Genomic DNA, 14,173 nt, shown 5'->3' with positions numbered 1-14,173 from the left:
CGACCGTGCTCGCGGTGCCGCGCAACTACCTCGATGTGCATCCGAAAGTTGCCAGCTGCCCGTGTGGCAGCCAGGCCGGTAGCGGCGGGGATAACTGGCGCACCTCCGGGTATTCCGTCCATGGGGAGCACGGAAGGGAGCGATGAGATGCGCGACCACGAAACTCGCAGACGAGCCGTGCGCGGAACGGGTACCCGACTGGTCGGGTACCTGCTGATGATATGGCTGGCCGTCGGGCTGCTCGCCGCCGGTCAGCGCCACTACTTCGACACCGGTCCGATCGACTGTGCAGGATGGGGCACGATCGCCGTGACGGCGCTCGCTGGCCCGCTCAACTACGTGGGCATGAATCCGAAGGTCGGCGACTGCGAGCTTCCGCAGCCCAGCCAGTGACCGAACGATAATCCGCCCGCAAACTCCGAGAACCGGAGAACGCGCTCGGCCCCGCACCCGAGGTGGCGGGATGCGGGGCCGAGTGGCGGTTTTCGGATCAGCTGACGCCGACCGGCACCTGCACCGTTTCCGCCGAACGCTGCTGCAGCTCACGCAGTTTCGCGCCCTCGACGTCGATGTCGGGCAGGATCCGGTCGAGCCACTTGGGCATCCACCACGACCACTTGCCCATCAGCACCAACAGCGACGGGATCAGCACCATGCGGACGATGAACGCGTCCAGCAGCACGCCTGCCGCCAGTGCGAAGCCGAACGACTTCGCCGTCACGTCCGTCTCCAGCAGGAAGGAGCCGAACACCGAGATCATGATGATCGCGGCCGCGGTCACCACGCGGGCGCCGTGGTGATAGCCGGCGACCACCGCTTCCTTGGGTGACCTGCCGTTGACGAACTCCTCCCGCATCCGGGTCACCAGGAAAACCTGGTAGTCCATCGCGAGGCCGAACACCAGGCCGATCAGCATGATCGGCAGGAAGCTGACCAGCGGATGTGGGTCCTCGATCAGCCCGAGCTTGCCCTGCTGGAAGATCAGCACGGTCGCGCCGAAGGTGGCGGCCATCGAAAGCAGGAACCCGAGTGCCGCGGTGAGCGGCACGAGGATGGATCGGAACACCAGGATCAGCAGCACGAATGCCGCGCCCGCCACGATCGCCAGGTAGGGCACGATCTTGCTGAGCAGCACGTGGTCGACGTCGGCGTAGATCGCCGTGGTTCCCGTGATGCCGTACTCGATGCCGTACTGGGCCTTCAGCTGTCCTTCGGCGTCGCGGGCATCTTGCACCAGATCCTTGGTGGCTTGGTTGTTCGGGCCCGACTTCGGCACGCCGTCCAGCAGCACGCCCTGCTCGTCCTTGCTCCATTGCGGCTCGGTGACGTAGTCCATGTCCGGGTAGGAGGCGAGCTTGTCGCGCAGCGCCCCGACCGCGGCCTGCCGGTTCTCGGCGGGCACGTCGGTAAGGTCGGCGGCCACGTTCAGCACGCCGTTGCTGCCCTCGCCGAAGCCTTCGGTGCGCAGCTCGTAAGCCTTGCGGACGGTGGACGTCTTCGGCATGCTGTCGTCACCGGGCAGGCCGAGGTTCAGGCCCGCCGCGGGCGCGGCGAGCGCACCGAGCACCACGACGCTGAGAACCAGCGCGGCCCACGGCGCCTTGCCGATCAGTCGACCGAAGCGCATGCCGTTGGTGACCGAGTGCTCGTCTTCGGGGTCGTGCTGGGCCACCACCGGCAGCTTCGGCTTGAACAGCACACGGCCGAACGCGCCGAGCAGCGCCGGCATCAGGGTGATCGCGGTGAGCACCGCGAAGCCGGCGGCGATTGCGCCACCCAGACCCATGAACGTCATGAACTGGACGCCGACGATGCTGAGGCCCGCCAGCGCGATGATGACGGTCAGGCCGGCGAACACCACCGCGGAACCGGCCGTGCCGAGTGCGGTGCCCGCCGCCTCCTCGGGCGAATCCTGCACCGCGAGTTCGTGTTTGTACCTGGACACGATGAACAGCGCGTAGTCGATGGACAGCGCGATGCCGATCATCGATGCGAGGAACGTGGTGAAGCTGGGAACGTCGATCACCGAGGTGCCGAGCATGATCAGCGAGGTGGCCGCGCCGAGTCCGACGATCGCGGTGACGATCGGCACGAACGCGGCGACGATGGCGCCGAACGCCACGATCATGACGACCAATGCGACGGCCATGCCGATCATCTCGGACTTGCCGCTCGGGGCCTCCTGCTTCGTCGCGATGGAGCCGCTCATCTCGACCGTGAGCCCGGCATTGCGTGCGTCGCTGGCCACCTGGTACGCCGCGTCACGGTCTTTGTCGGTCACATCGGTGAACTTCGCGATAGTGAACGGGACGTTCATCACCGCCACGGTGTCGGGCTCGGTCTTGCTGAGCACGTTCAGCGGCGCGCCACTGCACTGGGCGGGGTCGGGGTTGGCCAGGCAGCCCATCTTCTCGGCCGCCTCGACCGGGTTCGTGATCGGCTTGCCGTGGTCGACGATGTCGAGCTGGCCGAGCTTGGCGATGAACGCTTCGACCGCGGCACGGTTCGCCGGGTCGGTCAGCTTCTGCCCTTCGGGCGCGCTGATGACGTAGGTGCCGGTGACCGCGTCGAATTTGAACGCGTCGGAAGCGCCGGGGAAGTGCTTGTCGAGGATGTCGTTGGCCCGGGCGGACGGCAGGTCCGGCATGCTGAAGTCGTTGGTCATCGGCTTGCTGAGCTGTGCGCCCAAACCACCGAGGAGCACAAACAAGACGAGCCAGACGGGAAGGACGATCCATTTCCTGCGGAAAGCGAACTTTCCCCATCTATACAGATAAACGGACACGAGGGGTTACTCCTAGCGATGACTGGGACGTGCTGGTTCCGCGTGTAGACAGCACTCTCGCGGGGAGCCCTGCCTGCCCCGCCTCCACACTGACGCTTTCTGCCTACCGTGCGGTAGGTAGACTACCCAGGCGCTAAGCGGAGGTACAACCTCTATTTTGCTGGCACCGTTAGCTCAGCGCAGAAGTGATGAGAGGATCATCCCATGGCTGTCCGGGATACACCTGACACTGTTGTCGCAGGTGGAGGCACTAAAATTGCAATCCGCGACGCTGCGGTCAAGCTCTTCGGAGCCAAAGGATTCGAACAGACGAGCCTGCGCGAGGTCGCGGATGCGGTAGGAATCACAAAGGCTTCGCTCTACTATCACTACGCTTCGAAACTCGATCTGCTGCTCGCGATCATCGATCCGATCGTCGATCACATGCGGTCGGTGGTCGACGATCTCGACCAGGTGTCGCACGATGCCGAAGGCATTCGCCAGGTTTTGCGGACCTACCTGCGTGGGCTGATCCATCACCGCGGCGCCGGGGCGCTGATCCTGCGCGATACGGTCGCGATCGTGAACGCGATGGCCGACCGCTACCCGGATCTGATGGACGCGAGCCAGGTGCTGCGCGAATGGCTGGCCGGGCCGAATGCCACCGAGGAAGCCAGGCTCCGGGCCTGCGCGGCGCTCGAGGTGATCGGCGTCGCGCTGGTATCCAAGGAATTGGTTCCCGGCGCCGCCGATTCGCTGGTGGAGTCGTCGCTCCTGGACGCAGCGACTTGTGTGCTCACCGCGGGTCGAACCGCGTAGATTCGATCTACCGCCGCCAACGCCAGGGAGTTGTCGCTGTGCATATCAGCGCGAAGGTCGATTACGCGGTGCGGACGCTGCTCGAGATCGCCCGCGCATCGCGGCTGAACCAAACCACGGTCGGGCTCGGCGCATCCGTCGTGCAGGCCGCACCGGTGGTGAAGGCCGAGGCCATCGCCGCCGCGCAGCGAATTCCGCCCAAGGTGCTCGAGTCGGTGCTCGGCGAGCTCCGCAGGGCCGGTCTGGTGATCAGCAGGCGCGGTCCGGAGGGCGGCTACTGGCTTGCCAGGCCCGCGTCCGAGATCTCCATCGCCGACGTGATCCGTGCCGTCGAGGGACCGCTCGCGTCGGTGCGCGGTGAACGACCGGAGGACGTGCGCTATCCCGGCCCGGCCGAGTCGTTGCAGCGGGTGTGGATCGCGCTACGGGTGAACCTGCGCGCCGTACTGGAGAAGGTGTCCATCGACGACATCGCGCAGAATCAACTGCCCGGATTCGTCGAGTCGCTCACCGAGGATCCGGGAGCGTGGTCGCGCAGATAGCGCCGCGCACCCCCGACTAAAGGGTATTCATGCTGGTCAGGAATCTCCGCGACGGAGTGCATCGTTTGCCGGTAACCTGCGACTCATCATGCTGATCAGACTGCTCCGCTCGCATCTGTACCCCTACCGCACCCAATTGGCGGGGGTCGTTGCGCTCCAGCTGATTTCCGTCATCGCGATGCTGTACCTGCCGAGTCTGAACGCGGATCTGATCGACGGCGGCGTCACCAAGGGTGACATCGGCTACATCTGGACCACCGGCCTGTGGATGCTCGCGGTCACCGGTGTGCAGATCGTCGCGTCGGCCTCGTCGGTCTATCTCGGCGCGCAGGCGGCTATGGGCGCCGGACGTGATCTGCGCGGCGCGGTGCTGCACCGGGTCGGTACGTTCTCCGCGCGGGAAGTGGGGATGTTCGGCGCGCCGTCGCTGATCACTCGCAACACCAACGACATCCAGCAGGTTCAGCTGCTCATCGTGATGTCGGCGACCATCCTGGTGATGGCGCCGATCATGTGCATCGGCGGCGTCATCATGGCGCTGCGCGAGGATCTCGGCCTGTCCTGGCTGCTGCTGATCGCGGTGCCCGCACTCGGATTGTCCATGGGTTTCATCATCTCCAGGATGGTGCCCGGCTTCCGCGAGATGCAGACCAGGATCGACGAGGTGAACCGGGTGCTGCGCGAGCAGATCACCGGCATCCGTGTGGTCCGGGCGTTCGTACGGGAGCGGCAGGAGACCTGGCGCTTCGGCGTGGCGAACACCGAACTCACCGAGGCCGCGCTGCGTGTCGGCCGGTTGACGGCGCTGATGTTCCCAACGGTCATGCTGATCAGCAACGTCACCGCCGTCGCGGTGATCTGGTTCGGCGGGCACGGGATCGACGAGGGGCACATGCAGATCGGCTCGCTCACCGCGATGCTGTCCTACATCACGCAGATCCTGATGGCCGTGATGATGGCTTCGTTCCTGGCCATGATGGCGCCGCGCGCCGCGGTCTCCGCGGACCGCATCGCCGAGGTGCTGGACACCGAGTCCTCGGTTCGCCCACCCCGATTGCCGCAGCCGTTCTCCGGCGACCCGGCCGCAGTGGATTTCCAGTTCGCCGAATTCGCCTTTCCCGGCGCGGAAAAACCGGTGCTGAAGGCCATTCGGTTCCAGGTGCGCCCCGGCACCACCACCGCGATCGTCGGGTCCACCGGCGCGGGCAAGACCACCTTGGTCAACCTGGTTCCCCGGCTGATGGACGTCACCGACGGCGCGGTCTACGTCGGCGGAACCGACATCCGCCACATCGACCTGGAGCTGCTGCGCTCGCAGATCGGCCTGATCCCGCAGAAGGCGTATCTGTTCTCCGGGACAATCGCGAGCAACCTGCGCTACGGCGATCCGGACGCCACCGACGAGGATCTCTGGCACGCACTGGAGATCGCGCAAGCCGCCGATTTCGTCCGGGATATGCCGCAAGGCCTCGAAACCCCGGTCGCGCAGGGCGGCACGACGGTCTCCGGCGGTCAGCGCCAGCGGCTGGCGATCGCGCGGGCACTGGTGAAGAAGCCGAGGGTGTACCTGTTCGACGACTCGTTCTCCGCGCTCGACGTCGCGACCGACGCCAGGCTGCGGGAGGCGCTGAAGCCGGAGACCGCTGACGCCTCGGTGGTCATCGTCGCCCAGCGCGTCACGACGATCCGCGACGCCGATCAGATCGTGGTGCTCGAGGACGGCGCGATGGCGGGCGTCGGCACCCATGAGCAGCTGATGCGCGAATGCTCGGAGTACCGGGAGATCGTCGAATCGCAGCTGAGTGCCGAGGAGGCGCGATGAGATACGATCCCGCAGCGCTCATCGGCGCCGACCGGGTGCAGGTGTCCCGCAGGACGCAGGAGGTGCGATGAGGCCAGGAATGCCGAGTCCGGGTGCGCCGGACGCCAAGGCGAAATCGTTCGGCCCTTCGCTGCGGCGCTTGCTGCGCAGGCTCGCTCCCGAACGGTTCAACGTCGGGCTGATCATCCTGCTCGTCGTCGTATCGGTGGTACTGAATACGCTGGGCCCGTACATCCTCGGCAGGGCGACCAACCTGGTCTTCGACGGCGTGGTCGGCAAACAATTGCCGTCCGGCGTCACCAAGAACGAGGCGATCGAGGCGCTGCGGGCCAAGGGCGACAACACCTTTGCCGACATGCTCGGCGCGATGAACGTGATCCCGGGCGTGGGAGTGGATTTCGCCGCGGTGGGCAAGATCCTCACGTGGGTGCTCGTCCTCTACCTCGGTGCCGCGGTGTTCGGCTGGTTGCAGGGCTATCTGCTCAACATCGTCATCAATCGGACGGTGAAGCGGCTGCGCAGCGACATCGAGGACAAAATCCACCGGCTTCCGTTGCGCTACTTCGATTCCGCGCCGCGCGGTGACGTGCTCAGCCGGGTCACCAACGACGTGGACAACATCTCGCAGAGCCTGCAGCAGACCATGAGCCAGCTGCTGACCTCGGTGTTCTCGGTGCTCGGCATCCTGATCATGATGTTCTGGATCTCGGCGCTGCTGGCGGTGATCGCGCTGCTCACCGTGCCCGTCGCGGTCGTAGTCACCGCACAGATCGCGAAACGCTCCAAGCCGCACTTCGTCAACCAGTGGAAGTACACCGGCCTGGTCAACGCTCAGGTCGAGGAGGCGTACACCGGCCACGAGGTGGTCACCGCATTCGGCCGCAACCGCGAGGTCGGCAAGGAGTTCGACAAGCGCAACCAGGAGCTCTACCAGGCCAGCTTCGCGGCGCAGTTCATCTCCGGCCTGATCATGCCCGCGATCATGTTCCTCGGGAACGTGAACTTCGTGCTGGTCGCGCTGGTCGGCGGCCTGCGGGTGGCGACAGGCAACCTGTCGCTCGGCGAAGTGCAGGCGTTCATCCAGTACTCCCGGCAATTCAGCCAACCGCTCACCCAGATCGGCGCGATGGCCAACCTGCTGCAGTCCGGTGTCGCCTCGGCCGAGCGGATCTTCGAGATTCTCGATGCCGAGGAACAGAGCCCGGACCCGACGATGGCCGACACCCGCCCGGTGGATCGCGGCCGAGTGGAATTCGAAGCCGTCTCATTCCGCTACGAACCGGACAAACCGGTGATCGAGCGGCTCTCCCTGCTGGCGGAGCCCGGCCATGTGGTCGCCATCGTCGGCCCGACCGGCGCGGGCAAGACGACGCTGGTGAATCTGCTCATGCGGTTCTACGAACTCGACGCGGGCACCATCACCATCGACGACGTCGACATCACCGAACTCACCCGCGACAACCTTCGCTCGCGCATCGGCATGGTGTTGCAAGACACCTGGCTGTTCCGCGGCACCATTCGGGAGAACATCGCCTACGGCAGCCCGAACGCGAGCGAAGAGGACATCATCGCCGCCGCGCGGGCCGCCTATGTGGACCGTTTCGTGCACGCGCTGCCCGACGGCTACGACACGATCATCGACGAGGAGGGCTCCGGCGTCAGCGCGGGCGAGAAGCAGCTGATCACCATCGCGCGAGCGTTTCTGGCCAAGCCGTCGATCCTCATCCTCGACGAGGCGACCAGCTCGGTGGACACCCGCACCGAGCTGCTGGTGCAACACGCCACCGCCGCGCTGCGCCGGGACCGGACCAGCTTCGTCATCGCCCACCGCCTCTCCACCATCCGCGACGCCGATCTGATCGTCGTCATGGAGGCCGGCCGGATCGTGGAACACGGCACGCACGAACGCCTGCTCGAGGAGCGCGGGGCGTACTACCGCCTGTACAACGCCCAGTTCGCCGCGGCTCTGTAGTTTTGGCAGCGCCTGCGGCGCCGCGAACGGACAATGCTCGGTCTCGCTGCGCTCGGAAGTGGGGGTCGGGGCGAGTGGTTGGGTTGGGACGTGATCGCTGTGGGGATTGTCTGGCCTGCGGGGGTGGCGGTGTTGGCGGACTTCTTGTGGCTGGCGTCTGGGTGGCCCGCTGTTGGCGACTTCGTCGCGGACGCGGTGATCACTCGGATGCGAGCCGGGCCGCGAACGGACAATGCTCGGTCTCGCTGCGCTCGGAAGTGGGGGTCGGGGCGAGTGGTTGGGTTGGGAGGCGATTGCTGTGGGGATTGGTGGCCTGCTGCGGTCGGTGTCCGCCGGGCTGGGAGGATTGCGAGGTGTCCGGTCCTGAATCCTTTTCCTTCACCGTCGGTGCTCGCTTGGATGGGCGGCACGGCCGGTCCGGCATGATCGGCACGCCGCACGGCCCGATCGCCACGCCAGCGTTCATTCCGGTGGGCACCAAGGCGACCGTGAAGGCGGTGCTGCCGGAGACCATGAAGGATCTCGGTGCGCAGGCGCTGCTGGCCAACGCCTATCACCTATACCTGCAGCCCGGCGCCGACATCGTGGACGAGGCGGGCGGGCTCGGCAAATTCATGAACTGGTCCGGGCCGACCTTCACAGACAGCGGCGGGTTCCAGGTGATGTCGCTGGGCGTCGGGTTCAAGAAGGTGCTTGCGATGGAGGCGGTCGACATCCGCAGCGACGACGTGATCGCCGCGGGCAAGGAGCGGCTTGCCACCGTCGATGACGACGGCGTCACCTTCCGCTCACACTTGGACGGCTCCGAGCATCGGTTCACCCCTGAGGTGTCGATGGGCATCCAGCACGAGTTGGGCGCCGACATCATGTTCGCCTTCGACGAGCTCACCACGCTGCTCAACACCCGCGCCTACCAGGAAAAGTCGTTGCAGCGCACGCACGAGTGGGCGCAGCGCTGCATCGATGAGCACGAACGGCTGACCGCCGCGCGCACGCACCGCCCCTACCAGGCACTGTTCGCCGTCATCCAGGGCGCGCAGTACGAGGACTTGCGGCGCAAGGCATGTCGCGGCCTCGAATCGATCCGGGGAAGTGCGGGAACGGCGTTCGACGGCTATGGCATCGGCGGCGCGCTGGAGAAACACAACCTGGGCGCCATCGTCGGCTGGTGCTCGGACGAGCTGCCCGAGGACAAGCCGCGCCACATGCTCGGCATCAGCGAGCCGGAGGACATCTTCACCGCCGTCGAGAACGGCGCGGACACCTTCGATTGCGTGAACCCGTCGCGAGTCGCCCGCAACGCCGCGATCTACGTCGACGAAGGTCGGTTCAACATCAACACCAGCCGCTTCCGGCGCGACTTCACCCCGATCGACGAGACCTGCGACTGCTACACCTGCGCCAACTACAGCCGCGCCTACATCCACCACCTGTTCAAGGCCAAGGAGATGCTCGCGGCCATGCTGTGCACGATCCACAACGAGCGGTTCACGGTGCGGCTCGTCGACCGCATCCGGCAGAGTATCGAAGACGGCTACTTCGACGAGCACAAAGCCGAGACGCTAGGTCACTGGCGGGGCCGCATCCGGACACCATAGGGCCTGCACTGGACTTCGCATCGTGTTCCGCTGACCCTCAACGTCTTTCATCGGAGCAGAGCGGGAACTTCGCTCGGTGCGTAGCTGGGTTCGTGCTTCTTGAGCCACCCGATCACCCGATAGGTGATCGGCAGCACGATGACTTCCGCGAGCGTCTTCCAGAGGAAGCCGACGATCACGTAATTGACGAACTGTCCCCAGGAGTCGATGCCGATTGCGGTGGCCGCGATCGAGCAGAAGATCAGCGTGTCGCCGAACTCGCCGACCACGGTCGACCCGATCAGGCGCGCCCACAGGTGCTTCTCTTTGGTCCGCTCCTTGATCAGCACCAGTGTCGCCGAATTCAGCATCTCGCCGACGAAATAACCGGCCAGACCGGCGGCGACGAGCTGCGGGGTTGTTCCGATGACGGTACGGAACGCGTCCTGGTTCTCGTAGAAGGTCGCGGCGGGCAGTTGGATGGCGATCTTGAAGCACACCACGGTCAGCAGCAGCATGGCGAAGCCGTAGTAAATGGCCCGGCGCGCGGCGCGGAAGCCGTAGATCTCGCTCATCACGTCGCCGATGATGTAGGCGAGGGGAAAGAGGAACCAGGCGCCGTCCGTGGTGATCGGCAGGATCTCCAGCGGCCCCAGTTTCACCGAATGGTCGGTGAGGAACTGCACGCCCTTGGTCGCGCAGATGTTGGAGATGATCAGCGTCGCGGTGAACACCGCCACGATCGGTGTGTAGTACCCCCGCGCTACCTGGGCGAATGCCGCATGCTTCGGCGCGGGGTGTCCAGGTCCATGTTCTTCGGTTGTCTTCGACTCACTCACCCGCATCATCCAACCAGGTTGTGGAATACGCTGTAGCAATGACGAATCCCGGCGATTCCGACGAATGGTGGAAGCAGTACGGCGGCCAAGGCGTGTCGCCGGAGTCCGGTGGGCAGAATTCGGTCCCGCAGTACCCCAACGCCGAGCCGCCTTCGGGTTATCCGTCGGCGCCGCAGCACCCGGTGCAGCCGATGACGCCCCCTCCGCAGCCACAGTACCCGTCCTACCAGCAGCCCGCGCAGCCCTACCAGCAGCCGAATTACGCCTACCAGAGCCCCTACCAGCCCTATGGCGTTCCGGTGCAGGGCACCAACGGCGTGGCGATCGGTGCGCTGATCTCGTCACTGGTCGGCTTCGTCACGTGTGGAATCGGCTCGATCGTCGGCATCATCCTCGGCGCGGTCGCGTTGAACCAGATCAAGCAGTCCGGGCAGGAGGGGCGCGGCATGGCGCTCGCCGGCGTCTGGATCGGTGTCGGCGCGATCGTGCTCGCCGTCCTGTGGCTTGTCGTCGTGATCATCGTGGGCTCGACGAGCTCGTAGCGGCAATGGCCGGGAAAGCAGCAGGGGCGCACCCGCTTCGGGTGCGCCCCTTGTGCTTCGTACCGCTGCCGCGCGTCAGGCCTTGACGACCTGGGTGCCGCCGGCGAACTTGTCGTGCCAGCCCTGCTTGTTCGGATCCTGCGAGATGGTGACCATGATGTAGATCGCCAGACCCAGCGCGACGAGGCCGCCGACGCACGGGATGATGTTCGCCGCGAGGAAGAGGTTCCGCTTCAGCGAGCTGGCCGGGTCGATCTTGGCGGCGCCGCCGGGGGCGAGCACTTTCAGGCCGAGGATCTTCTTGCCGAGCGTGGTGCCTTGCGAGGTCTCCATGCCGACGAAGTAACCGAGCTCCACCAGGGTCCAGACCAGGCCCAGACCAATGGTCAGGCCGAGCGAGTTGTTGACCAGGATGTACAGGATGAAGTAGGGGATCATCAAGATGAGCCCGTCGATGACGCGGGCCCCGATGCGGGTGCCGAGGTCACCAGGCTGGCCGCCGTAGCCGAAGTTGCCCGGCTGCTGTGGGTACGGCTGCTGCCCGTAGGGATCCTGCCCGTACTGCGGCTGCTGCCCGTAAGGCTGCTGCTGCCCGTACTGCGGCTGCTGCCCGTAAGGCTGCTGCTGCTGCCCGTATTGAGGCTGCTGTCCGTACTGGGACTGCTGGGGCTGCTGGCCATACTGAGGCTGCTGGCCATACTGGGGCTGCTGCCCGTACTGGTCGCCGCTCTGCGGGTACGGCTGCCCGTACGGCTGCCCGCCCTGCGGATACTGGTTGGGGTCGTACCCACCGCTTGTCATAGTTGCTTGTCCTCGTCGAGTGATCGGTAGTTCGGACGTTGCGTACGTTACGGACATCGACTGCGTTGCAACAACCCGCTCACGTCGAGTATCCACGGTTCCCAAGGCAGAAGCCCCGGGTCGAAATGTGCGAGTAGCTCGAATGACGATGTCGCGGTGCAGCCGAGTGAGGCGGCGAGGGCCGCCACGACCTGTTCGGGCGTGTTGCCGAGCGTCCGTTGGTCGGCAAGGGTCACCGCGGCGTCTCGCTTCGCAAGCCGCTTCCCGTCCGCGTTGAGCACAAGCGGGACATGGGCATAGCGAGGCACCGGAAGATCGAGCAGCGTCGCGAGATAGGCCTGCCGTGGTGTAGACGGCAACAGGTCGTTGCCGCGCACCACCTGGTCGATGCCCTGCGCCGCGTCGTCCACGACGACCGCGAGGTTGTAGGCCGGGATACCGTCGCCGCGTCGCAGCACCAGATCGTCGACCTGGCCGCGGTAACGCCCGTGCAGTTCGTCGACCACCTCGAACTCGGTCGCCGTCGCGCGCAAGCGCAGAGCGGCCGGGCGGCCCTCGGTAATCAGCCTCGCGCGCGCCTGTGCGGTCAGCGTGCGGCAGGTGCCGGGATAGGCGCCAATCGGTCCGTGGGGCGCCGTCGAGGCCTGCTGGATTTCCCTTCGGGTGCAATAGCATTCGTAGGTCAGTCCGGCGGCGGTGAGGCGTTCGATCGCGGCCTCGTAGTGTGGCAGCCGCTCGGACTGCCGCAGCACCGGCCCGTCCCAGTCCACGCCGATCGCGGCGAGGTCGTCCAGCTGCCGCTGCTCCGCGCCGGGGCGCACCCGGTCCAGATTTTCGATCCTGAGGTGGAAGCGCCGACCCGTGGAGCGGGCGAACGCCCAGGCGAGCAGGGCGGTGCGGAGATTGCCCAGGTGCAGGTCCCCGGATGGGCTCGGCGCATAGCGGCCCGCGCCGACCTCAGACACGGGGCCGGCTGGAGAACGACGAGGTGCGCACGATGGCCATGGTAGGGGGGCGCGATCAACCGCGGAGGCGGGGCTTGAGGTTGTCGGCGGCTGGTTCGACCCCTGCGTCGAGCGCGGCGAGCAGCGATTCGGCGTGGGCGATCAGTCCGACACGATCGATCCCGTAGGGCACTTGGTCGCCTTCCGGCTGATAGGCGGTCAGCCGGGTCACGGACCGGTCGAGCAGTGTACGCGCCCCTTTGGGATTTCCGCGTTGTATGTGGGTAAGGCCGACAGCGAACTGCGCAAGCGCCTGCCACAGCATCCGCTCAGCGAACGGACCGTTCTTCCACGCGGACTCTAATACCTCATGTGCATTGAATGCGAAACCGTCATCCAGCAGTTGCTGGGCGAAGGTGAGGGTTTGCTGTGGCGGCAGATTCAGATCATCCGGAATTCGGGCAACTCCGGCGCTTCCCGGCGGCAACGGACGCCCGAGGCGGTCGCGCGGACGGGAGCTACGGGCACGACCTGCATCGTCGCGATCGCGTTCCACCATAGGTTCCATGATGCACGGCCGCTGTGGCGCCGTCGACAGGGCACTGCCCGTCGGCGAATTGTCCGAGTGATAACGGAGCAATTACATCCGTCAAAAAGATTGTGGAACGTCGGTGCGTGGAATGGATGCCACCGGCTGGCAATGCTCCCGCAACTCTCTTCCTTCGCAAACATGCGTGGCTGCGATGTTTGAATAGGTAAGAGACGGGCAAACTTTCGATGGACCTGCTAGTGTTTACCGCACGGGGACGAACCCCGCGAGGTGAATTCCTCTCGAACTCGATGTGCGATATCGACGCACCGGGAAAGTGCGCTCTCCCGAAGGGTGCACTACGGGATTCGGCGTCTCCGCCGAGTGCCGATGCTAGCTAGACCGATGTCAGGAGAAATTTCGTTCTCGACGCAGCAAAGGAGCTAGTGCCGTGAAGGTTGATCTGACGGGCGCTGTGTGGCGCAAGAGCACATACAGTGGTCCGGATGGGAACTGCGTGGAAGTCGCCTTTCTCATCGACGGCAATGTAGCGGTCCGTGATACCAAGGACAGTGGAAGTGGCCCGATCTTGGCGTTCGCGCCGGGCGAGTGGGATGCATTCCTAGCGGGGGTCTCGACGGGAGAGTTCCGGCACAGTTGAACTGCTTCGGAAACGCCTGAATAAGGCAAGCGGGCCCCGGGGCGGGATGGACTCGGGGCCTTCGCGGTATTCGGGCCCGTGCGATGCCGAATCATCAACCGGCGAAGCCGTTTCCGCGGCCGTTCGTCCGCTCCTGATATCTGCGCAGCACGGCAAGCTGCTTGCGTTCTTCTTCGTGCTCCAGCGACCGGTTGCGCTCCGACTCCTGCCGGGGGTCCGCGCGCAGGAAGCTACCGGTGCCCGGCTTGCCCGCCGCACCCAACTTGCTCATCTTCTTCGGCACCGGGGCGCCTTGATACTCCAACGGAATCGGATGGCCGTGGTCGTCGACCGGGCCGAGCGGCTGGTGCACCTCGATGTA

At 65.6% G+C, this 14,173-nt stretch carries 13 protein-coding genes and 1 pseudogene; 8 read left to right on the top strand and 6 right to left on the bottom strand.

Translation table 11 applies throughout. From position 1 onward, the window contains the following. The first annotated feature begins 147 nt into the window (after nucleotides 1–147). Complete coding sequence (locus AB4Z47_RS28435) at nucleotides 148–393, top strand: hypothetical protein (RefSeq protein ID WP_441955400.1); 246 nt, start codon at nucleotides 148–150, stop codon at nucleotides 391–393. A gap of 97 nt (nucleotides 394–490) precedes the next feature. Here the strand turns inward: AB4Z47_RS28435 and AB4Z47_RS28430 are convergent, their stop codons facing one another. Continuing rightward, nucleotides 491–2,785, bottom strand: a complete 2,295-nt coding sequence (locus tag AB4Z47_RS28430) for an MMPL family transporter (protein WP_441955398.1) — start codon at nucleotides 2,783–2,785, stop codon at nucleotides 491–493. Nucleotides 2,786–2,989: 204 nt separating this feature from the next. Between AB4Z47_RS28430 and AB4Z47_RS28425 the strand changes: the two genes are divergently transcribed. The 5 genes from AB4Z47_RS28425 (at nucleotide 2,990) to tgt (ending at nucleotide 9,517) form a co-directional block, all read left to right on the top strand. Beyond that, the gene (locus AB4Z47_RS28425) at nucleotides 2,990–3,583 is read left to right on the top strand and encodes a TetR/AcrR family transcriptional regulator (protein ID WP_441955396.1); all 594 of its coding nucleotides are present in this window, start codon (nucleotides 2,990–2,992) and stop codon (nucleotides 3,581–3,583) included. A gap of 38 nt (nucleotides 3,584–3,621) precedes the next feature. Further along, entirely contained in the window at nucleotides 3,622–4,125 is a 504-nt protein-coding gene (locus AB4Z47_RS28420; protein WP_441955394.1) for an RrF2 family transcriptional regulator, read from the top strand. A gap of 88 nt (nucleotides 4,126–4,213) precedes the next feature. Beyond that, nucleotides 4,214–5,947 (top strand): ABC transporter ATP-binding protein, encoded by a 1,734-nt coding sequence (locus tag AB4Z47_RS28415; protein ID WP_441955392.1) that lies wholly within the window; start codon nucleotides 4,214–4,216, stop codon nucleotides 5,945–5,947. Between the two features lie 67 nt (nucleotides 5,948–6,014). Then, nucleotides 6,015–7,919 (top strand): ABC transporter ATP-binding protein, encoded by a 1,905-nt coding sequence (locus AB4Z47_RS28410; protein WP_441955390.1) that lies wholly within the window; start codon nucleotides 6,015–6,017, stop codon nucleotides 7,917–7,919. A gap of 353 nt (nucleotides 7,920–8,272) precedes the next feature. Next, nucleotides 8,273–9,517, top strand: coding sequence for a tRNA guanosine(34) transglycosylase Tgt (gene tgt, locus AB4Z47_RS28405; RefSeq protein ID WP_441955388.1), 1,245 nt, complete (start codon nucleotides 8,273–8,275; stop codon nucleotides 9,515–9,517). Between the two features lie 47 nt (nucleotides 9,518–9,564). Here the strand turns inward: tgt and AB4Z47_RS28400 are convergent, their stop codons facing one another. Continuing rightward, on the bottom strand, nucleotides 9,565–10,341 hold the full coding sequence (locus AB4Z47_RS28400) for a queuosine precursor transporter (RefSeq protein WP_441955426.1): 777 nt from the start codon (nucleotides 10,339–10,341) through the stop codon (nucleotides 9,565–9,567). A gap of 32 nt (nucleotides 10,342–10,373) precedes the next feature. Here AB4Z47_RS28400 and AB4Z47_RS28395 point away from each other — a divergent pair, with 32 nt between their 5' ends. After that, a complete protein-coding gene (locus AB4Z47_RS28395) occupies nucleotides 10,374–10,877 on the top strand; it encodes a DUF4190 domain-containing protein (RefSeq protein WP_441955386.1) in 504 nt (167 codons plus the stop codon). A 75-nt stretch (nucleotides 10,878–10,952) separates the two neighbouring features. Here the strand turns inward: AB4Z47_RS28395 and AB4Z47_RS28390 are convergent, their stop codons facing one another. The 3 genes from AB4Z47_RS28390 to AB4Z47_RS28380 are packed head-to-tail and all read right to left on the bottom strand — an operon-like array spanning nucleotide 10,953 to nucleotide 13,181. Beyond that, nucleotides 10,953–11,678 carry an RDD family protein gene (locus AB4Z47_RS28390; protein ID WP_441955384.1) on the bottom strand — a complete coding sequence of 242 codons (726 nt, stop codon included), beginning with the start codon at nucleotides 11,676–11,678 and terminating at the stop codon, nucleotides 10,953–10,955. Between the two features lie 47 nt (nucleotides 11,679–11,725). Next, complete coding sequence (gluQRS, locus tag AB4Z47_RS28385; protein WP_441955382.1) at nucleotides 11,726–12,643, bottom strand: tRNA glutamyl-Q(34) synthetase GluQRS; 918 nt, start codon at nucleotides 12,641–12,643, stop codon at nucleotides 11,726–11,728. Between the two features lie 55 nt (nucleotides 12,644–12,698). Further along, entirely contained in the window at nucleotides 12,699–13,181 is a 483-nt protein-coding gene (locus AB4Z47_RS28380; RefSeq protein WP_441955380.1) for a DUF309 domain-containing protein, read from the bottom strand. Nucleotides 13,182–13,602: 421 nt separating this feature from the next. Between AB4Z47_RS28380 and AB4Z47_RS28375 the strand changes: the two genes are divergently transcribed. Beyond that, nucleotides 13,603–13,812 (top strand): DUF397 domain-containing protein, encoded by a 210-nt coding sequence (locus tag AB4Z47_RS28375; protein ID WP_441955378.1) that lies wholly within the window; start codon nucleotides 13,603–13,605, stop codon nucleotides 13,810–13,812. A 94-nt stretch (nucleotides 13,813–13,906) separates the two neighbouring features. Here the strand turns inward: AB4Z47_RS28375 and AB4Z47_RS28370 are convergent. Further along, nucleotides 13,907–14,173, bottom strand: a pseudogene (locus tag AB4Z47_RS28370) (cytochrome b); the annotation flags it as partial.

Origin of the sequence: Nocardia sp. 2TAF39, assembly GCF_052114905.1 — a bacterium.
GTDB lineage: Bacteria > Actinomycetota > Actinomycetes > Mycobacteriales > Mycobacteriaceae > Nocardia.
Note: the sequence above shows the minus strand (reverse complement) of the source record. Positions and strands in the feature narration are given on the sequence as shown.

Bases quoted from the DNA above. Each gene is read 5' to 3' on its own strand.
- AB4Z47_RS28435 (WP_441955400.1), top strand. From the start codon at position 148: ATGCGCGACCACGAAACTCGCAGACGAGCCGTGCGCGGAACGGGTACC.
- AB4Z47_RS28425 (WP_441955396.1), top strand. From the start codon at position 2,990: ATGGCTGTCCGGGATACACCTGACACTGTTGTCGCAGGTGGAGGCACT.
- AB4Z47_RS28415 (WP_441955392.1), top strand. From the start codon at position 4,214: ATGCTGATCAGACTGCTCCGCTCGCATCTGTACCCCTACCGCACCCAA.
- AB4Z47_RS28410 (WP_441955390.1), top strand. From the start codon at position 6,015: ATGAGGCCAGGAATGCCGAGTCCGGGTGCGCCGGACGCCAAGGCGAAA.
- AB4Z47_RS28400 (WP_441955426.1), bottom strand. From the start codon at position 10,341: ATGCGGGTGAGTGAGTCGAAGACAACCGAAGAACATGGACCTGGACAC.
- AB4Z47_RS28395 (WP_441955386.1), top strand. From the start codon at position 10,374: ATGACGAATCCCGGCGATTCCGACGAATGGTGGAAGCAGTACGGCGGC.
- AB4Z47_RS28390 (WP_441955384.1), bottom strand. From the start codon at position 11,678: ATGACAAGCGGTGGGTACGACCCCAACCAGTATCCGCAGGGCGGGCAG.
- AB4Z47_RS28380 (WP_441955380.1), bottom strand. From the start codon at position 13,181: ATGGTGGAACGCGATCGCGACGATGCAGGTCGTGCCCGTAGCTCCCGT.